We start from the raw sequence: 18,918 nt of genomic DNA on the forward strand, positions 1-18,918 counted from the left end.
CATGACTGATTCGAAGACCTCGAAGACCGAGGGCGGCGATGTCCGGCTCTCCGGGATCAGCAAGACCTACGGCTCCTTCACCGCCGTGCACCCGCTCGACCTGACCATCCCCGCGGGCTCGTTCTTCGCCCTGCTCGGCGCCTCCGGCTGCGGCAAGACCACCACTCTGCGGATGATCGCCGGACTGGAGGACCCCAGCACCGGCACCGTCTTCCTCGGCGACAAGGACGTCACCGCCCTGCCGCCGCACAAGCGCCCGGTCAACACCGTCTTCCAGAGCTATGCGCTCTTCCCGCACCTGAACATCACCGAGAACATCGCCTTCGGACTGCGCCGCCGCGGCATCAAGTCGGTCAAGAAGCAGGTCGACGACATGCTCGACCTGGTCCAGCTCGGGGACTTCGCGCACCGCAAGCCGCACCAGCTCTCCGGCGGCCAGCAGCAGCGCGTCGCCGTCGCCCGCGCGCTCATCAACCACCCCCAGGTGCTCCTCCTCGACGAGCCGCTCGGCGCCCTCGACCTCAAGCTGCGCCGCCAGATGCAGCTGGAGCTCAAGCGCATCCAGACCGAGGTCGGCATCACCTTCGTGCATGTCACCCACGACCAGGAGGAGGCCATGACCATGGCCGACACGGTCGCGGTCATGAACGGCGGCAGGGTCGAGCAGCTGGGCGCGCCCGCCGAGCTCTACGAGAACCCGCAGACGACCTTCGTCGCCAACTTCCTCGGCAGCTCCAACCTCATCGAGGCCGAGGTCGCCGAGACCGGCGGCAGCGACATCCTCGTGTCGGCCGCCGACGCCAAGCTGCGGATCCCCGCCCAGCGTTGCGCCACCCAGCCCCGCAGCGGCGGGAAGCTGCTGGTCGGCGTCCGTCCCGAGAAGATATCGCTCGCGCACGCCGACGACGCGGGAGAGATCGCCGGGGGCCGCAACCGGATCACCGGAAAGATCGCCGACTCCAGCTTCATCGGCGTCTCCACGCAGTACGTCGTCGACAGCCCGGTCTGCCCCGAGCTGGAGGTGTACGTACAGAACATCGAGCGGGACTCCCGCCTCGTGCCCGGCGCCGAGGTCGTGCTGCACTGGAACCCGGAGCACACCTTCGGACTCGATGCCTCCCAGGACATCGACGCGGGTGTCGAGACGGTCGAGGAGAGCGCATGACCGTCACCGAAGCGCCGCCCCCGGTGGCCGCCGCCGCCGAACCACCCGTCCACAAGCCCTCGGTGCGCCGCAAGCTGGTCCCGTACTGGCTGCTGCTGCCCGGCATCCTGTGGCTGCTGGTCTTCTTCGTGCTGCCGATGGTGTACCAGGCCTCGACCTCGGTGCAGACCGGCTCGCTCGAAAAGGGCTTCGAGGTCACCTGGCACTTCCAGACCTACTGGGAGGCCTTCCAGGAGTACTACCCGCAGTTCCTGCGCTCGCTGCTGTACGCCGGCACCGCCACCGTGCTGTGTCTGCTGCTCGGCTACCCGCTCGCGTACCTCATCGCCTTCAAGGCGGGCCGCTGGCGCAATCTGCTGCTGATCCTGGTCATCGCGCCGTTCTTCACCAGCTTCCTGATCCGCACGCTCGCCTGGAAGACGATCCTCGCGGACGGCGGACCGGTCGTGGAGACGCTGAACGCGCTGCACATCCTGGACATCACCAGCCTGCTCGGCATGACCGAGGGGGACAGGGTGCTGGCCACCCCGCTCGCGGTCGTCTGCGGTCTGACGTACAACTTCCTGCCGTTCATGATCCTTCCGCTCTACACCTCGCTGGAGCGGATCGACACCCGGCTGCACGAGGCGGCGGGCGACCTCTACGCCACGCCCGCCACGACCTTCCGCAAGGTCACCTTCCCGCTGTCGATGCCCGGCGTCGTCTCCGGGACGCTGCTCACCTTCATCCCGGCGAGCGGTGACTACGTCAATGCCGAGCTGCTGGGCTCCACGGACACCCGCATGATCGGCAATGTCATCCAGTCGCAGTACCTGCGGATCCTGGACTACCCGACAGCGGCCGCGCTGTCCTTCATCCTGATGGCCGTCGTACTGATCATGGTCACGGTCTACATCCGGCGGGCCGGAACGGAGGATCTGGTCTGATGCAGTGGCTTCGACGCAACCTCGTCGTCATCGCGGGCCTCGTGACGCTCGCCTATCTGATCGTGCCGAACGTCGTCGTGACGGTGTTCTCGTTCAACAACCCCAAGGGTCGCTTCAACTACGCCTGGCAGGAGTTCTCCCTGGACGCCTGGAAGGACCCGTGCGGGGTCGCCGACATGTGCGGCTCGCTCTCGCTCTCCCTCCAGATCGCGGCCTGGGCCACCCTCGGCGCGACCGTCCTCGGCACGATGATCGCCTTCGCTCTGGTCCGCTACCGCTTCCGGGCGCGTGGCACGATCAACTCGCTGATCTTCCTGCCGATGGCGATGCCCGAGATCGTGATGGCCGCATCGCTGCTGGCGCTGTTCCTCAACATGGGCATCGAGCTGGGCTTCTGGACGATCCTCATCGCCCACGTCATGTTCTGCCTCAGCTTCGTCGTCGCCGCGGTCAAGGCGCGCGTGCTGTCGATGGACCCGCGTCTTGAGGAGGCCGCGCGTGATCTCTACGCCGGTCCCGTGCAGACCTTCCTCCGGGTCACGCTGCCGATCGCGGCCCCCGGTATCGCGGCGGGCGCGCTGCTGTCCTTCGCGCTCTCGTTCGACGACTTCATCATCACCAACTTCAACTCGGGCAACACCGTCACCTTCCCCATGTTCGTCTGGGGCTCGGCCCAGCGCGGTACGCCCGTCCAGATCAACGTCATCGGTACGGCCATGTTCGCCATCGCCGTCATCGTCGTCCTCGCCGGCCAGACGATCAGCAACCGGCGGAAGAAATCCGCAGTAGCCCAGTAGCCCAGTGGGCCAGTAGCTCAAGCAGTAGCCCAGTAGGCCAGTAGCTCAACAGGCCCTGAAGGAGTGGAAACCATGGCCCCAGCTGCCATGACCTTTGCCTCATCACTCTCCGACGCCCAGCCCGTCCCCTTCTGGCTGGAAGACCCCGGCAAGCCCGACGCCCTGCCCGCCCTCACCGGTGACGAGAAGACCGACCTCCTCGTCGTCGGCGGCGGCTACAGCGGACTGTGGACCGCGCTCCTCGCCAAGGAGCGCGACCCCGAGCGGGATGTCGTACTGATCGAAGGCCGCGAGGTGGGCTGGGCCGCCTCGGGCCGCAACGGCGGCTTCTGCGCCGCATCGCTCACCCATGGCCTCGGCAACGGGCTCGCCCGCTGGCCGGACGACATGGCGAAGCTGGAGGAGCTCGGCGCGCGGAACCTCGACGCCATCGAGGCCGCCGTCGCCGGCTACGGCATCGACTGCGACTTCGAGCGCTCAGGCGAGATCGACGTCGCCACCGAACCGCATCAGCTCGAAGAGCTGCACGAGATGTACCAGGTGGCCGAGCGGCTCGGCTTCACCGACGGACTGGAGCTGCTCGACCGGGACGCGGTGCGCGCCGAGGTCGACTCACCGACCTTCCTCGGCGGGCTGTGGGACCGCGACGGCGTCGCCATGCTGCACCCCGCGAAGCTCGCCTGGGGGCTCAAGCAGGCGTGCCTCGACCTCGGTGTGCGGATCTACGAGAACACCCGGGCCGTCGAACTGGCGGCGTCCGGCGCCGGGATGGCCGTCCGCACCTCGTACGGCCGGGTCTTCGCCCGGCGTGTCGCGCTCGGGACGAACGTCTTCCCGTCGCTGGTCAAGCGGGTCCGCTCGTACACCGTCCCGGTGTACGACTACGCGCTGGTGACGGAGCCGCTGTCGGCGGACCAGCTGGCCTCGATCGGCTGGCGGAAGCGGCAGGGGCTCGGCGACAGCGCCAACCAGTTCCACTACTTCCGGATCACCGCCGACAACCGCATCCTGTGGGGCGGCTACGACGCGATCTATCCGTACGGCGGGAAGGTCACCGCCGAGATGGATCACCGGCCCGAGACGTACCTCAAGCTGGCGGGCCAGTTCTTCGAGTGCTTCCCGCAGCTGGAGGGGCTGCGCTTCAGCCACGCCTGGGGCGGCGCGATCGACACCTGTTCGCGTTTCTCCGCCTTCTTCGGCACGGCGCACGGCGGGAAGGTCGCATACGCCGCCGGGTACACCGGTCTCGGCGTCGGTGCGACACGCTTCGGTGCCGATGTGATGCTCGATCTGCTCGCGGGCGAGCACACCGAGCGCACGGAGCTGAAGATGGTGCGGACGAAGCCGCTGCCGTTCCCGCCGGAGCCGGTGGCCTGGGCGGGGATCGGCATCACCAAGTGGTCGCTGGCCCGCGCGGACGCCAACGGAGGCCGGCGGAACCTGTGGCTGAAGATGATGGACCGCCTCGGCCTGGGCTTCGACAGCTGAGCCGATGTCCTGGTGAGACCGCTTTCTCGGTGACACGGCCGTCCTGGTGAGACCGCTGTCCTTGTGAGATCGCCGGTTGTACTCCCCCTACGCCCCGGGGCGCGGGGCCCCAGGGAGTACAACCGGCGATCTTGTTGTGCCCCACTTCACCATCGGACGCGATGGCCGGGGAGGGCGAGGGGGAGCGCAGCAGTGCGATGCCAGAGGTCTTGACAACCTGATTGGTCTGGACCATCTTGTGCCGGGCTCCGCCTTGAATCCCCCCACCCCCGGAGGCATTTGTGGACCGCACCAGACCTCTCGCCGTCGCCGTGGCGGCCCTGCTCGCGGCGAGCGGGCTCGTCGCCTCGGCCCCGAGCGCCCAGGCCGCCGACATCGAACTGGCACACAACGGCGGCTTCGAGTCCGGCCTGGACGGCTGGAGTTGTACGGCGGGCAGCGGCGCCGTCGTCTCCTCGCCCGTGCGCAGCGGCACCAAGGCGCTGCAGGCGACCCCGGCCGGCAGCGACAACGCCAAGTGCTCCCAGACGGTCACCGTGCAGCCCAACTCCTCGTACACGCTCAGCGGTTGGGTGCGCGGCAGCTATGTCTACCTCGGCGCGTCGGGTACCGGTACCGGCGACGTCTCGACCTGGACCCAGTCGGCCCCCGACTGGCAGAAGCTGACGACGACGTTCAGAACGGGGGCCGGTACGACCTCCGTGACGATCCACACGCACGGCTGGTATGGCACCGGCGCCTACCAGGCCGACGATCTGTCGCTCATCGGTCCCGGTGGCGCGCCGGTCGAGATCCCGGCAGCGCCCGGGGCGCTCACCGCCGGCACCCCCACGTCCTCCACCGTTCCGCTCTCCTGGTCACCCGTGTCCGGCGCGACCGGCTACAACGTCTACCGGAACGGCAGCAAAATCCTGTCGGTGACCGGGACTTCGGCCACCGTGACGGGACTGGCCGCGACCACCTCGTACACCTTCCAGGTCACCGCCACCAACAGCGCGGGTGAATCGCCGAAGTCCACGGCCGTCACCGCGACGACGACGGCGGGCGGCGGTTCCGGCCCGGGCCTGCCCGCCCACGCCCTCGTCGGCTATCTCCACGCGAGCTTCGCCAACGGCTCCGGCTACGCACGCATGGCCGACGTGCCCGACTCCTGGGACGTCATCAACCTCGCGTTCGGCGAACCCACATCGGTGACCTCCGGAGACATCCGCTTCAGCCTCTGCCCGGCGAGCGAATGCCCGAACGTCGAGTCCGCCGCCGACTTCAAGGCCGCCATCAAGGCCAAGCAGGCCGCGGGCAAGAAGGTCCTGATCTCCATCGGCGGCCAGAACGGCCAGGTCCAGCTCTCCACCACAGCCGCCCGCGACACCTTCGTCTCCTCCGTGTCGAAGATCATCGACGAGTACGGCCTCGACGGCCTCGACATCGACTTCGAGGGCCACTCCCTGTCCCTGAACGCGGGCGACACCGACTTCCGCAATCCCACGACCCCGGTGGTCGTCAATCTGATCTCGGCGCTCAAGACCCTCAAGGCCAAGTACGGCGACGACTTCGTGCTGACCATGGCCCCGGAGACGTTCTTCGTGCAGCTCGGATACCAGTACTACGGCTCCGGGCCGTTCGGCGGCCAGGACCCGCGCTGCGGGGCGTACCTGCCGGTCATCCACGCCCTGCGCGACGACCTCACGCTGCTCCATGTCCAGCACTACAACTCGGGTCCGATCATGGGGCTCGACAACCAGTACCACACCATGGGGAACGCCGACTTCCATGTCTCCATGACCGACATGCTGCTCACCGGCTTCCCGGTCGCCGGCAACTCCGAAAGGTTCTTTCCGGCGCTGCGCCCCGAGCAGGTCGCCATCGGCCTGCCGGCCACGACGAACGCCGGCAACGGCCACACACCGCCCGCCGAGGTCAACAAGGCGCTGGACTGCCTGACGAAGAAGGCGGGTACGACCTGTGGCTCGTACCAGACCCACGGCACCTGGCCCGCGCTGCGCGGGCTGATGACGTGGTCGATCAACTGGGACCGGTTCGGCGGCGGGGAGTTCTCCAGGAACTTCGACGCGTACACCTGGTGATCAGCAACAGCAGACCGGCGCACAGGCACCAACTGCCCAGCACGTCAAGGGGCCAGTGGTAGCCGCGCAGCACAAGGCCGATGCCCGTCGCCACCGTCAGCAGCACAGCGACGGGCATCGGCCATCGTGTGCGTACGTACGGAGCCAGCAGCAGCGCCGCGCCGGCGTACGCCACCATCGCCGTCGCCGCATGACCCGACGGGTAGTAGCCGGTCTCCGCCGTCAGCGGACCCGGACGGTCCGTCAGTTCCTTGAGCGGCGCGACCAGTGCCGGGACGAGGGCCATGGCGAGCACGGCGGCCAGGACGTCGGCGCGACGGCGCCGGTACAGGGCGTACACGACGCAGACGGCGAGGACCGGCAGGGCGACCTGCGCATTGCCGAGGTCGGCGAGGAACTCGGTGAGTCCGGCCGGGCCGAGGCCGACGACGGCGCGGTCAAGACGCTCGTCCAGTGCGCGCAGCGGACCGTCAGTGGCGATCTGCCAGGTGATCAGCGCGAAGAGAAGAGTGCCCAGCACCAGGGAAATGAGGGAAGGAGTCGGCCGCCCCGGAACAGGGGGGGTGGTTCCGGGGCGGCCGTAAGGACCGGTTTGCCGCGCGCCCCGGGGGGTTTGGGGCGGGCGGCCATCCGATCGGTGAGGAGTTCCGGCGCCAGAGGCCCCGGTGGTGTGCGCGAGGGCACGGCCAGAGCGGGGCTGGGGAAGCTCCGCAATGGAGTCGCCCGCAGTCCCCTGCGGGCGGGGTGTTTCTCTCATCTGCAGAAACCGTACGGCAGCGGGAGGGGGACCAACAGCCGGAATTCCATCCCGCCATTGGCCCCCCACATGTTCTTCACAGAGAGCGCGCGATTACTGGGGGTTACCCCACGGACCGGGGGCTCAGACGGCGGCGAGCGCCGCCTCGATGACGTCCAGGCCCTCGCTCAGCAGGTCCTCGCCGATGACCAGCGGGGGCAGGAAACGGAGCACGTTGCCGTAGGTACCGCAGGTGAGGACGAGCACGCCCTCGGCGTGGCAGGCCTTGGCGAGCGCGCCGGCGGCCTCCGGGCTGGGCTCCTTGGTGGCGCGGTCCTTGACCAGTTCGATGGCGATCATGGCGCCGCGGCCGCGGATGTCGCCGATGATGTCGTACTTCTCGGCCATCGCGGTCAGGCGGCCCTTCATGACCTCCTCGATGCGCTTGGCCTTGCCGTTGAGGTCCTGCTCGCGCATGGTCTCGATGGCGCCGAGCGCACCGGCGCAGGCCACCGGGTTGCCGCCGTAGGTGCCACCCAGGCCGCCCGCGTGAGCGGCGTCCATGATCTCGGCGCGGCCGGTGACGGCGGCGAGCGGCAGGCCGCCCGCGATGCCCTTGGCGGTGGTGATCAGGTCCGGGACGATGCCCTCGTCCTCGCAGGCGAACCACTGGCCGGTGCGGCAGAAGCCGGACTGGATCTCGTCCGCGACGAAGACGATGCCGTTGTCGTTGGCGAACTTCACGATCGCCGGGAGGAAGCCCTTGGCCGGCTCGATGAAGCCGCCCTCGCCGAGGACCGGCTCGATGATGATCGCGGCGACGTTGTCCGGGCCGACCTGCTTGGTGATCATGTCGATGGCCTGGGCGGCGGCCTCGGGGCCGCAGTTCTCCGGGCCGGTCGGCCAGCGGTAGCCGTAGGCGACCGGGACGCGGTAGACCTCGGGGGCGAACGGGCCGAAGCCGTGCTTGTACGGCATGTTCTTGGCGGTCAGCGCCATCGTCAGGTTCGTACGGCCGTGGTAGCCGTGGTCGAAGACGACGACGGCCTGGCGCTTGGTGTACGCGCGGGCGATCTTGACGGCGTTCTCGACGGCCTCGGCGCCGGAGTTGAACAGCGCGGACTTCTTGGCGTGGTCGCCCGGGGTCAGCTCGGCGAGCTGCTCACAGACCTCGACGTAGCCCTCGTACGGCGTGACCATGAAACAGGTGTGGGTGAAGTCCTGCAGCTGCGCGGAGGCGCGGCGTACGACGGCCTCGGCGGAGGCGCCCACGGAGGTCACGGCGATACCGGAGCCGAAGTCGATGAGGCGGTTGCCGTCGACGTCCTCGATGATGCCGCCGCCGGCGCGGGTGGTGAACACCGGCAGCACGGAGCCCACGCCGCCCGCGACCGCGGAGAGACGGCGGGCCTGAAGCTCCTGCGACTTCGGGCCGGGAATGGCGGTGACGACGCGGCGCTCCTGCGGAATTGCGGTCATGAGGGCTCCTGGGGTGTCTTTTCGGACGCACTTCTTCTTTCTTCGCAGGCTAGGTCCGCGTCAGGGGGTCCGGCATGCTCCGTTCGGTAGTGGTGGGCGCGTGTCGTTTGTCCGTCACGGACATAGAGCAGCCGAGCTGTCCCGTTCCGGGGGACGAGCCCCGGACCCCGGCCGGGGGAGGGGCGGGCCGGGGCGTGGTCGGGCGGGCCCGGGGCACTCCGGGGCACCCGGGCCCGGTGAGCCGGGCGAGGACGTTGCCGCCGAGGCCCCGGAACGGATCACCGTCGCGCCGCAGCGGCTCGCGCACGGCGTACTCGCTGAACTCCCCGCCGATGGGCACTAGATTGACGGTGGCACAGACACGGTCCTGGCTGGTCAGGGGGCAGGGTTTCATGGACACCGAAGGCACGTACGACGCACGCGGCACGCGGGCGGGCAGCGCCGGGAGCGCCCACCCCGTTCCGCGCCCCGCCGGACCCCCGCCGGTGCCTCCCGCCGTCCCCCCGGCTCCCTCGCACGCGCCCGCCCCCTCCACCGGGGCGTCCGTCGCGGCCTGGCTGCGTACACCCAGGCCCCAGGCCGACCCCGGTATCTGGCGGCTGGGGCACCGGCCGCGGCCGGAGCAGGAGCCGGAGGTGATTCCGGCCCGGCGGCTCTTCGCCGGCGCGCTGATCGCCCTGCTCACCGGCTGGCTGCTCTGGTCCCTGCTGTGGAACGGCTACCTCGGCCGCTACTGGCTCTGGCCGTTGCTCGTCCTCACCCCGGAGTCCTGGCGCGCCGACCCGCCCCTGTGGGCCACGGCCAGCTACGTCTACTACGCGCTCGTCGGCGGCGGCCTGCTCGTCTTCTTCGCCCGCATCGGTCACGTGCCGGACATCTGGCGCCGGTACGCACGCAGGCAGGAGGCCCCCGCCCCGCCGCGCCCGCCCAAGGAGGACCCCGCCGACTGGCCCGAGCTGCGTGCCGCCGGGCTCGACGAGGTGGCGCACACCCTCGCCGAGGCGACGAAGCGAGGCACGCTCGGCGATGTCGACTACGCCCGGATCCGCCGTGCCTGGCAGGGCGTACGCACCCGGCCCGAGCGGCTGCCCGCCTTCACCGACACCGTCCGTGCCGACGGCGCCGCTGCCTGCGCCCACCCCTCAGGCGCACGGGACCTGCCCGTCCGCACCGCCGCCCACGACCTCGCCACCGGACAGGTGAAGATCGGCACCGCCGTCGACCACCCCCGCAACCCCTACGCCCGCCGCACCACCGGCGTCGCCCTCGAGCCCGCCCTCCTCGGCACCTCGCTGCTCGCCGTCGGGCCCTCGGGGTCCGGGAAGACCGTGCGGCTCGTGCGGCCCGTCGTGGAGGCGATGTGCCTGCAGGCGCTCGCCAACCGGGCCGCCGTCGTCGCCGTCACCGCGCACGGCACCGCTCCGGCCCCCGACGACGCGTTCGACCTCGTCATCGCCCTCGGCCGGCCCGAGTCCACGCACGACCTCGATCTGTACGGCGGTACCGACGACCCCGACGAGGCCGCCCGCATCCTCGCCGAGGCGCTGGTCGGGGACCTGACGGTCGACAGCCGCCGGGCCGCCACCGCGCTCGCCCAGCTCATCGGGCCGTACCGGAGCGTCCACGGCCACTTCCCGGCCGTGCCGGAGCTGCGTGAGCTCGTCGGTGGTGCGCCCGGTGCGCTGGACGAGCTGCGCACCGCCCTGGAGGAGCACGGGGAGGCGTCCCAGCTCCGTGAACTCGACGCGCGCGCACGCCAGTCGGGGCGCGCGGACGACATCGGTGTGCTGCTCGCCGAGCGGATCGCGTTTCTCGACCGGCCCGCGTTCGCGCAGTTCTTCCGTACGACGGAGCCGGGCCGGCAGTTCTCGCTGCGGGCCATCGAGCACCCCCTCCGGGTACGCGTCGACCTTCCCGAACGCGGCCACGCCGAAGCCTCCCGGATCATCGCCCGGCTCGTACTCGCCCAGTTCACCGAGGCCGCACTCGCACGTTCCGACCGCTCGCTCTTCGCCTGCCTGATCCTCGACGACGCGACGTACACCGTCACCGCCGACTCGGTGAGAGCCGTGCAGAGGCTGCGCTCCGCCCACGCGGGGGTGGTGCTGGCACTGCGCACCCTGGAGGACGTGCCCGAGACGTTGCGTGGGCCGCTGCTGGGCGCGGTCGGGTGCCGGATGGCGTTCGCGGGGCTCGCGCCCTGGGACGGCGGGCGGTTCGCCGAGACCTGGGGCACCGAATGGGTGCAGACCAGGGACGTCACCAACCGGCAGATCATCTCCGACGAGCCGCTGACCAAGGCGCTGCACTTCATGCGTCGTCTGGTGACCGGCAAGGCGGCCACCGCCGAGGCCGTGACGGTCCGTGAGGTCGAGCGGGAGCGCTGGTCGGCCTCCGAGCTGGCGCACTCCGTGCCCGCCGGGCACGCCGTGCTCTCGCTCACCTCGGTACGCGGCGAGCACGCGCCGCCGCTGCTGGTGGACCTGCGCACCTGATCCGCGCACCCGGCTTGCGCAGCTGATCCGCGCACCTGATGCGTGCACCCGGCTCGCGCACCTGATCCGCGGACCCGACCCGCACACCCGACCGGCGGACCCGACCCGCGCACCCGTACGACCTGGCAGAATCGAGGTATGCCGTTCGTACGGGACGGCAAAAAGCTCAGAAGCCCCGCTCAGCAGCCCCGACGCTCAGAAGTCCACGGCCCCGAGGCCCGACGCTCAGCAGCCCCAGGCCCGGAGCTCTCATCCTCTGCCGAAAGTCCGCGGTCCCATGCCGGTCACCCTTGCCTCACTCGTCCAGCACTCCGCGCTCAAACTGACCGTGCGCGCCGGGGAGGACCGGCTCGGGACTCCTGTGCGCTGGGCGCACGTCAGCGAGCTGGCCGATCCCGTGCCGTACATGGAGGGCGGCGAACTGCTTCTCGTCACCGCGATGACGCTGGACGCCGCGGACCACGACGCGATGCGACGGTACGTGCGGAGGCTGGTCGGCGCGGGTGTCGTCGGGCTCGGCTTCGCCGTCGGCGTCAACTACGACGACATCCCCGCCGCACTGCTGGAAGCCGCCGAGGAGGAGGACTTCCCGCTCCTCGAAGTACCGCGCCGCACCCCGTTCCTCGCCATCAGCAAGGCGGTGTCGGCCGCCATCGCCGCCGACCAGTACCGGGCCGTGACCGCAGGCTTCGAGGCCCAGCGGGAACTGACCCGTGCCGCGCTCGCCGAGGGCCCGGCGGCTCTGCTCGCCAGGCTCGCCGCGCACGTCGACGGCTGGGCCGCGCTCTACGACGCGTCCGGAGCGGTCGTCGCGTCCGCACCCGACTGGGCCACCCGCCGGGCTGCCCGGCTCACCGCCGATGTGGAGCGGCTGCGTGAGCGGCCCGCACCCGCCAGCGCGGTCGTCGGCGGCACCGACGACCGGGTCGAGCTGCAGTCGCTGGGTACCGGGCGGCGGGTGCGGGGAGCGCTCGCCGTCGGTACGGGCGCGCCGCTCGGGACGGCCGAGCGATACGCCGTGCACTCCGCCATCGCCCTGCTGACGCTGACGACGGAACGTTCCCGCTCGCTGCAGGCCGCCGAGCAGCGGCTGGGCGCGGCGGTGCTGCGGATGATGCTGTCCGGGCAGCCGGACCACGCCAGGGCGGTCGCCGGGGACCTGTACGGAGAGCTGCTGGACGCGCCGTTCCGGCTGCTGATCGCCGAACCGGCCGGCGAGCCCGACCCGGCCGCCGAGCACCCCGTGCACGCGCTCGCCGAGTCCCTGGAGTCCGCCGCTTCCCGGTCGGGCGAGGCGGTGCTGACCGCGCCCGAGGGCGACGACCGGCTCGTCGTCCTCGCCGCCGACGGGGGAGCGGTCGTCCTCGAATGCGAGTCGTACGCGGAACGCGAGGCCGAGGAGGCGGGCGTCGTCGTCGGCATGTCCGCCCCGACCGGCCCGATCGCCGCCGCCGCGGCCTACAAGCAGTCCGAACAGGCCCTGTCCGTCGCCCGCCGGCGCGGCCGGGCCCTCGTCGAGCACGAGGAACTCGCGGCGGGGTCGGTACTGCCGCTCCTCGCCGACGACGCCGTACGCGCCTTCGCCGACGGCATGCTGCGTGCCCTGTACGAACACGACGCGACAGGTCGCGGCGACCTCGTGGCCTCCCTGCGCGCCTGGCTCTCCCGCCACGGCCAGTGGGACGCGGCAGCCGCCGACCTCGGCGTCCACCGCCACACCCTGCGCTACCGCATGCGGCGCGTCGAGGAAATCCTCGGTCGCTCCCTGGACGACCCGGACGTCCGCATGGAGCTCTGGCTCGCCCTCAAGGCGACCGAAGGGACGACGACGGCCCCAGGCCCGGGCCCCGGCCCGTCGCCGGTCCCGGAGTAGGCGCCCGACCCGCCCGCCCGCCCGCCCGTCCCGGCCGCGGCATGCGGCATGCGGCATGCGGAAGAATTTTCCGGTTCGCTGCCCGAAGTCGGGCAGAAAACATGGCAATTGACTGCTGAACTGCTTAGGGTCCTGCCTCGTGATCAGCACGGCGGGGAGGCACCCGCCCCTGCCCACAAAGACGCCGCCCGTGCACCATGACGCTGCCGTCCACACGGACGAGGACGAGAAGGACCGATGACGCAACCCGATGCCCGCACCGGCGCCACCGCGGCTGCCTATGCCGAAACCACCGCCGACACACCCGCCGCAGGCACCGCGCCCGGCCGCCGGATATCCGGAGCCGTATGGGCCGCGCTCGCCATCGTGTACGTCGTCTGGGGGTCGACGTATCTCGGGATCCGCATCGTCGTCGAGACGATGCCGCCGTTCCTTTCCGCAGGCGCCCGCTTCATCACCGCGGGACTGCTCCTCGCCGCGATCATCGCCTGGCGCCAGGGGCCGTCGGCGCTCAGGGCCACCCGCGCCCAGCTCGCCTCCGCAGCCGTCGTCGGCCTGCTGCTCCTCCTCGGCGGCAACGGGCTCGTCGTCCTCGCCGAGACCGCCGTGCCCTCCGGACTCGCCGCGCTGCTGATCGCCGTCGTCCCGGCCTGGGTCGTCGTGCTGCGCAGGGCCTTCGGCGAACGGCCGGGCGCCGGCGCGTACGGCGGCGTCCTGCTCGGTCTCGCCGGGCTGGCCGTGCTGACCCTTCCCGGCCTGAGCGGCGCCGTACAGCTGTGGGGCGTCCTCACCGTGATCGCCGCGACCCTCATGTGGTCGGTGGGCTCCTTCTCGTCCTCGCGCATCCCCATGCCGGCCAACCCGTTCGCCGCGAGCGCGTACGAAATGGTCGCCGGCGGCATCGGCTGTCTGCTCGTCGGCCTCGGCCGGGGCGAGCAGCACGGCTTCGTGCTCGCCGATGTGTCCGCCCGGTCCTGGACCGCCCTCGCCTATCTCGTCCTCTTCGGTTCGCTCATCGCGTTCACGGCGTACGCCTGGCTGCTGCAGTCCGCGCCGCTCTCGCTCGTCGCCACGTACGCCTACGTCAACCCGGTCGTCGCCGTACTCCTCGGCGCGCTGGTCCTGAACGAGCGGCTGACCTGGCCGATCGCCCTCGGCGGCGCCGTCGTCGTGGCGGGCGTGTGCCTCATCGTCAGCACGGAACGCCGCCGCTGACCTGCGCACTCGCCAAAGCGGCAGGACCGCCCCGCCAACCACTCCAGCGCGGACAAATCACGATTCCGGTCCACCGCCCTACCGTGTGAAGAGAGGAAACCCACTACTTCGGAAGGGCCGGACCCGCACATGACTTCCAGCCACGCCTTCTGGCTCGCCGGCCGCCAGGCCACCGGTGAGACGACCTTCGACGTGACCTCCCCCTGGGACGGCCGTCTCGTCGGCACGGTCGCCGTCCCGACCGACGCTCAGGTCGAGGAGGCCGTGGCCGCCGCGCACGCCGTCGTGGACGAGTTCGCGGCGACCCCGGCCCACGTCCGCGCCGCGGCCCTCGACCACGTCTCCAGGCGTCTCGTCGAGCGCACCGAGGAGATCGCCCAGCTGATCTCCGCCGAGAACGGCAAGCCCGTCAAGTGGGCCCGCGGCGAGGTCGGCCGTGCCGTCTCCGTGTTCCGCTTCGCGGCCGAGGAGGCCCGTCGCTTCAACGGCGGCGAGGCCCAGCGCCTCGACACCGATGCCGGCGGCCAGGGCCGTCTCGCCCTCACCCGCTGCTTCCCGAAGGGCGTCGTCCTCGGTATCGCACCGTTCAACTTCCCGCTGAACCTGTGCGCCCACAAGATCGCCCCGGCCATCGCCGTCGGCGCGCCGATCATCCTCAAGCCGGCGCCCGCCACTCCGCTGTCCGGCCTGATCATCGGTGAGCTGCTCGCCGAGACCGAGCTGCCCGCCGGCTCCTGGTCCGTGCTGCCGGTGCCGAACGACAAGATGCCCGCCCTCGTCCAGGACGAGCGTCTCCCGGTCATCTCGTTCACCGGCTCCGACAAGGTCGGCTACGCGATCATGGACTCGGTGCCGCGCAAGCACTGCACCCTGGAGCTCGGTGGCAACGGTGCGGCCGTCGTCCTCGCCGACTTCGCCTCCGAGGAGGACCTGGACTGGGCGGCGACCCGTATCGCCACCTTCTCCAACTACCAGGGCGGCCAGTCCTGCATCTCCGTGCAGCGCGTGATCGCCGACGCCTCCGTGTACGACCGGCTGCTGCCGAAGATCGTCGCAGCCGTCGAGGCCCAGGTCACCGGCGACCCGTCCGACTCCGCCACCGACGTCGGCCCGCTGGTCAACGAGGACGCCGCCAAGCGTGTCGAGTCCTGGGTCGACGAGGCCGTCGGGGCCGGCGCCCAGCTGCTCACCGGCGGCAAGCGCGACGGCGCCTCCTACGCGCCGACCGTCCTCACCGGCGTGCCCGCGAACACCACCCTCGCCTGCGAGGAGGTCTTCGGACCGGTCCTCACCGTGCAGAGCGTGGACGGCGAGGCCGAGGCCTTCGCCGCGGTCAACTCGTCCAAGTACGGCCTCCAGGCGGGTGTGTTCACCCGCGACCTGCAGACCGCCTTCCGCGCCCACCGCGCGCTCGAGGTCGGCGGCGTGGTCGTCGGCGACGTCCCGTCCTACCGCGCCGACCAGATGCCGTACGGCGGCGCCAAGCAGTCCGGTGTGGGCCGCGAGGGCGTGAAGTACGCGATGGACGACTACACGTACGAGCGGGTGCTGGTCCTCACCGGCCTGGCCCTCTAGTCGCCACTGGCACGCCACCGACCGACGGCCGGAGCCCACTGTGCGGGGGCTCCGGCCGTCTTCTTGCATCCTCGCTCTGACCTGGGAGAAGCGTTGCGTCTCGGCTGACTCCCGTGCCTTGGTCCACCGAGGGGTGTTGAGGGGCGGGTGGGCCGTGCGTCGGCTGCCGCGGCCGTCGTCCGGCTATCCGCCGTGGAGCCGCCGAAGGGTGTCGTACGCGCTCGGGAGGGTTTCCAGGAGGGTGCGCTGCTGGCGCTTGATCATCGTGAAGAGCTGTTCCGCGGCCGTGACCGTGTCCGGGCGGTGGTACAGGGCCGGCAGCGGGGCCGCCGGCTCGGTGCCCAGGCCGGTCAGGACGCTGTAGTAGTCGCCGTTGGTCCAGATGTTGCCCAGTTCGGCCTCGGCGTTCCCGTACGCGCCGTAGTACGCGGCCTCGTCGGTCAGCCACGGGTTGACGGTGAGTCCCGCCCGGTAGAGGGCGGTCTTGCGGCGCAGGCCCGCGGGGAGCGGGCGGGATCCCGCCGCGCGCCAGTACGGTGTGTCCCTGCGCGGTGCGTGCACGAAGTGAGCCTGCACGAAGTCCCGTGACTCCTCGAAGACCGCCTCGGTGGAGAGGTTGTACTCGTCGGCCAGCACCGGCTCGAATCCGCGGTCGGGCCAGTGGGTCACCAGCCGGTGCAGCGCGGACAGCAGGAAGTGGCTGCCGGTCGACTGGAGCGGGCCGAGGGAGCCGTACGCCCGGCCGACGGCCACCACGTTGCCCACCCAGGCGCGCCCGGCGCGGCCCGTGCGCAGCGGAACGATGTCGAAGTCGGTCTTTTGGGGATCCAGACCCCACAAGCGGCACAGCTCCTGCACGGCCTCGTCGGTGCTCGTCAGGGCGCTGTGGTGGACGTGCCCGGTCGAGAAGCGGCCGCGCAGCGGGACCTTCCAGGCCCAGCCCGACTCGAGGGCGATCGCCGAGGTGTACGGGTCGACGTTGTCGGGCCGGTCGTCGTGGGGTACGCAGGCGACGACCACCCGATCACAGAGAAGCTCGTCCCGCAGCGACAGGAAGGTCTCGCCCAGCACCCCGTCCAGCAGCGCGGCGGCGGAGCCCGAGCAGTCGATGAACAGATCGGCCTCCAGCCGGCGGCCGCAGGCCGTGTGGACGGAGGTCAGCAGGCCCCGTTCGTCCCGCTCGGCCCCAGCAGGCCGGCCCTCGACCAGCCGTACGCCCGCCGCGGTGGCCAGCCGGCGCAGATAGCCGGCCAGCCGGGCGCTCTCGACGTGCCAGGCGTAGCGGGTGGCCAGACGCCCGTCGGGCCAGCGCGGGGCGCGGCGCGCGTCCATCAGCGGTGGTTCGCGGTAGCAGGCGTAGTCGAAGGGCTCGTCGGTCAGGCCGGCGTTCTTGTTCCTGTACCAGTAGTGGGAGAGCGGGAGCCCTTCGCAGTGGGGCAGCAGGCCGGACGAATGGTAGAAGTGGTCGCTGCCGCCTCCGGGCAGGAGGCGCGGTTCGCCCTGCACGGGGCCCTCGGTACGCCAGTTGACGAACCGTATCGCCATTTTGAAGCCCGCTCCGCACTCGCGCATCCACTCGTCCTCGTGGACGCCGAGCACGTCGAAGAAGAGCTGGTGCAGATGGGGCTGGGTCCCCTCGCCGATGGGGACACGCAGCGCGGAGCCCGGATCCTCCAGCACCGTGACCTCGACGGTGCCCTCCAGGGCCCGGCGCAGATAGGCAGCCGTCATCCAGCCCTCCGTACCGCCTCCGACGACGAGGACTCTGCGGATGGGACAGCTGTTCATGCGGGGGCACTCCTGGCGGCGGGCGGGCGACCGGTCCGTATCGTGGGGCCGCGCTCTATACCCCTCCTATAAGCGGTCCGGCCGCCCCCACCTGGCCCGGGCGGCGCGGGTCCGTCAGCCGGCGGCCACCGCGGGGCTGCGCAGGTTCAGCAGGTCGAGGCATTCCTCGATGTCCGTACTCGCCTGGATCAGAGAGCGGTCGCGGGCCGACATGAAGCCCTCGGCGACGAGGTGGTCGAGCAGGGCGAGCAGAGGGTCGAAGAAGCCCCGCGCATTGACCAGGACGATCGGCTTGTCGTGGAAGCCGAGCTGGTTCCAGGTGGCGACCTCCATGAGTTCGTCCAGGGTGCCGTAACCGCCGGGCAGGACGGCGAAGCCCTCGGCGAGCCGGTACATCCGCGCCTTGCGCTCGTGCATGCTGCGGACCACGAAGATCTCGCCGCGCGCCTGGTCGGGGCGCTCGCGTTCATGCAGGTCGTGCGGGATCACGCCGGTGACGGGCGCCCCGGCGGCAAGGGCCCCGTCGGCGACGGCGCCCATGACGCCGACACCGCCGGCGCCGTAGACCAACCCCAGGCCGCGGGCGCCCAGCGCCGTGCCGAAGGCGTATGCGAGCTCGGTGTGGTGGGCGGCATGGCCCGGTCTGGCCCCGCAGAACACGGCGACGCGCTGAGGGGGTTGCACGGTGTGGGACATGTACCTCTCCACTGCTCCGGCGGTCGGCCCGGGTGGGGCCGCGTGTCGGAGCGGGACCCTGCCCGCGGGGCCTATACCGGCCCCATACCCCGGCAGCGACCAGCATCGAGGCCTCCGCTGCGGTGCCGGACGAACCAGTCGGCTTCTCCACCACGGGGGGGGGACCAGGCCGGGCGGGCGCGGGGAAACAGCTTCGGTCCCAGCGGGACCGCGCCCGGGGACGCGGAACTTCGCCCCCGTCCCGGTCGATCCGGAGACGCGTCATTCACGCCGTATAGGCGGGGTATAGGGGGCGGCCGAATATTCCTTCGGGTACGGCTGTGCCCCTTGCGCAGCCGTGCCAAACACCCGACTCAGCCGACGAGGAGCGCCGATGAGCGCAGTGAACGACGCAGTCACCACCCACCGGGTCGTGCTCAACGACGAGGAGCAGTACTCGCTCTGGTGGGCCGACAGGGAGCTGCCGGCCGGCTGGCGTCCCGAGGGCTTCGAGGGGACGCACGAGGCGTGCCTGGCCCACATCGCCGAGGTGTGGACCGACATGCGACCCCTGAGCCTGCGCCGCCGGATGGCCGAGCAGACCGCTTCCTGACCCAGCTAG

At 71.0% G+C, this 18,918-nt stretch carries 14 protein-coding genes; 10 read left to right on the forward strand and 4 right to left on the reverse strand.

Translation table 11 applies throughout. The annotated features are described in order from the left end of the window. Nucleotide 1 precedes the first annotated feature (1 nt). The 5 genes from AC0699_RS15695 to AC0699_RS15715 all read left to right on the forward strand — a co-directional run bounded on the left by AC0699_RS15695 (nucleotide 2) and on the right by AC0699_RS15715 (nucleotide 6,460). A complete protein-coding gene (locus AC0699_RS15695) occupies nucleotides 2–1,165 on the forward strand; it encodes an ABC transporter ATP-binding protein (RefSeq protein ID WP_478660142.1) in 1,164 nt (387 codons plus the stop codon). Next, a complete protein-coding gene (locus AC0699_RS15700) occupies nucleotides 1,162–2,091 on the forward strand; it encodes an ABC transporter permease (RefSeq protein ID WP_478660144.1) in 930 nt (309 codons plus the stop codon). The genes AC0699_RS15695 and AC0699_RS15700 overlap by 4 nt, the downstream gene beginning before the upstream one ends. Then, complete coding sequence (locus AC0699_RS15705) at nucleotides 2,091–2,888, forward strand: ABC transporter permease (RefSeq protein ID WP_478660146.1); 798 nt, start codon at nucleotides 2,091–2,093, stop codon at nucleotides 2,886–2,888. Before AC0699_RS15700 ends, AC0699_RS15705 begins: the two co-directional genes overlap by 1 nt. Before the next feature lie 72 nt (nucleotides 2,889–2,960). Then, nucleotides 2,961–4,376: an NAD(P)/FAD-dependent oxidoreductase gene (locus AC0699_RS15710; RefSeq protein WP_478660148.1), complete on the forward strand. Its 1,416-nt coding sequence runs from the start codon at nucleotides 2,961–2,963 to the stop codon at nucleotides 4,374–4,376. 281 nt (nucleotides 4,377–4,657) lie between these two features. Continuing rightward, a complete protein-coding gene (locus tag AC0699_RS15715) occupies nucleotides 4,658–6,460 on the forward strand; it encodes a chitinase (RefSeq protein WP_478660150.1) in 1,803 nt (600 codons plus the stop codon). Here the strand turns inward: AC0699_RS15715 and AC0699_RS15720 are convergent. Both AC0699_RS15720 and gabT read right to left on the reverse strand, forming a co-directional pair. Further along, nucleotides 6,399–7,217: a phosphatase PAP2 family protein gene (locus AC0699_RS15720; RefSeq protein ID WP_478660152.1), complete on the reverse strand. Its 819-nt coding sequence runs from the start codon at nucleotides 7,215–7,217 to the stop codon at nucleotides 6,399–6,401. The genes AC0699_RS15715 and AC0699_RS15720 overlap by 62 nt on opposite strands. Nucleotides 7,218–7,340: 123 nt before the next feature. Next, nucleotides 7,341–8,675: a 4-aminobutyrate--2-oxoglutarate transaminase gene (gene gabT / locus AC0699_RS15725; protein WP_478660154.1), complete on the reverse strand. Its 1,335-nt coding sequence runs from the start codon at nucleotides 8,673–8,675 to the stop codon at nucleotides 7,341–7,343. Between the two features lie 392 nt (nucleotides 8,676–9,067). On the opposite strand from gabT, the gene AC0699_RS15730 reads away from it, so the two are divergent. The 4 genes from AC0699_RS15730 to AC0699_RS15745 all read left to right on the forward strand — a co-directional run bounded on the left by AC0699_RS15730 (nucleotide 9,068) and on the right by AC0699_RS15745 (nucleotide 15,833). Next, nucleotides 9,068–11,170, forward strand: a complete 2,103-nt coding sequence (locus AC0699_RS15730; RefSeq protein ID WP_478660156.1) for a type IV secretory system conjugative DNA transfer family protein — start codon at nucleotides 9,068–9,070, stop codon at nucleotides 11,168–11,170. 277 nt (nucleotides 11,171–11,447) lie between these two features. Continuing rightward, nucleotides 11,448–13,043 carry a PucR family transcriptional regulator gene (locus tag AC0699_RS15735; RefSeq protein WP_478660158.1) on the forward strand — a complete coding sequence of 532 codons (1,596 nt, stop codon included), beginning with the start codon at nucleotides 11,448–11,450 and terminating at the stop codon, nucleotides 13,041–13,043. A gap of 237 nt (nucleotides 13,044–13,280) precedes the next feature. Next, nucleotides 13,281–14,258 carry an EamA family transporter gene (locus AC0699_RS15740; protein ID WP_478660160.1) on the forward strand — a complete coding sequence of 326 codons (978 nt, stop codon included), beginning with the start codon at nucleotides 13,281–13,283 and terminating at the stop codon, nucleotides 14,256–14,258. Between the two features lie 129 nt (nucleotides 14,259–14,387). Further along, a complete protein-coding gene (locus AC0699_RS15745) occupies nucleotides 14,388–15,833 on the forward strand; it encodes an aldehyde dehydrogenase family protein (protein ID WP_478660162.1) in 1,446 nt (481 codons plus the stop codon). Nucleotides 15,834–16,016: 183 nt separating this feature from the next. Here AC0699_RS15745 and AC0699_RS15750 read toward each other — a convergent pair whose 3' ends face one another. Together AC0699_RS15750 and AC0699_RS15755 are read right to left on the reverse strand one after the other, a co-directional pair. Further along, nucleotides 16,017–17,621: a tryptophan halogenase family protein gene (locus AC0699_RS15750; RefSeq protein ID WP_478660163.1), complete on the reverse strand. Its 1,605-nt coding sequence runs from the start codon at nucleotides 17,619–17,621 to the stop codon at nucleotides 16,017–16,019. Between the two features lie 114 nt (nucleotides 17,622–17,735). Further along, nucleotides 17,736–18,317, reverse strand: coding sequence for an LOG family protein (locus AC0699_RS15755; RefSeq protein WP_478660165.1), 582 nt, complete (start codon nucleotides 18,315–18,317; stop codon nucleotides 17,736–17,738). A gap of 373 nt (nucleotides 18,318–18,690) precedes the next feature. On the opposite strand from AC0699_RS15755, the gene AC0699_RS15760 reads away from it, so the two are divergent. Continuing rightward, the gene (locus AC0699_RS15760) at nucleotides 18,691–18,909 is read left to right on the forward strand and encodes an MbtH family protein (protein WP_478660167.1); all 219 of its coding nucleotides are present in this window, start codon (nucleotides 18,691–18,693) and stop codon (nucleotides 18,907–18,909) included. Nucleotides 18,910–18,918: the final 9 nt, after the last annotated feature.

The organism is Streptomyces sp. NPDC043870 (assembly GCF_056435785.1).

Bases quoted from the DNA above. Each gene is read 5' to 3' on its own strand.
- AC0699_RS15710 (WP_478660148.1), top strand. From the start codon at position 2,961: ATGGCCCCAGCTGCCATGACCTTTGCCTCATCACTCTCCGACGCCCAG.
- AC0699_RS15755 (WP_478660165.1), bottom strand. From the start codon at position 18,317: ATGTCCCACACCGTGCAACCCCCTCAGCGCGTCGCCGTGTTCTGCGGG.
- AC0699_RS15760 (WP_478660167.1), top strand. From the start codon at position 18,691: ATGAGCGCAGTGAACGACGCAGTCACCACCCACCGGGTCGTGCTCAAC.
- AC0699_RS15740 (WP_478660160.1), top strand. From the start codon at position 13,281: ATGACGCAACCCGATGCCCGCACCGGCGCCACCGCGGCTGCCTATGCC.
- AC0699_RS15705 (WP_478660146.1), top strand. From the start codon at position 2,091: ATGCAGTGGCTTCGACGCAACCTCGTCGTCATCGCGGGCCTCGTGACG.
- AC0699_RS15730 (WP_478660156.1), top strand. From the start codon at position 9,068: ATGGACACCGAAGGCACGTACGACGCACGCGGCACGCGGGCGGGCAGC.
- gabT (WP_478660154.1), bottom strand. From the start codon at position 8,675: ATGACCGCAATTCCGCAGGAGCGCCGCGTCGTCACCGCCATTCCCGGC.
- AC0699_RS15695 (WP_478660142.1), top strand. From the start codon at position 2: ATGACTGATTCGAAGACCTCGAAGACCGAGGGCGGCGATGTCCGGCTC.
- AC0699_RS15745 (WP_478660162.1), top strand. From the start codon at position 14,388: ATGACTTCCAGCCACGCCTTCTGGCTCGCCGGCCGCCAGGCCACCGGT.
- AC0699_RS15735 (WP_478660158.1), top strand. From the start codon at position 11,448: ATGCCGGTCACCCTTGCCTCACTCGTCCAGCACTCCGCGCTCAAACTG.
- AC0699_RS15720 (WP_478660152.1), bottom strand. From the start codon at position 7,217: ATGAGAGAAACACCCCGCCCGCAGGGGACTGCGGGCGACTCCATTGCG.
- AC0699_RS15700 (WP_478660144.1), top strand. From the start codon at position 1,162: ATGACCGTCACCGAAGCGCCGCCCCCGGTGGCCGCCGCCGCCGAACCA.
- AC0699_RS15750 (WP_478660163.1), bottom strand. From the start codon at position 17,621: ATGAACAGCTGTCCCATCCGCAGAGTCCTCGTCGTCGGAGGCGGTACG.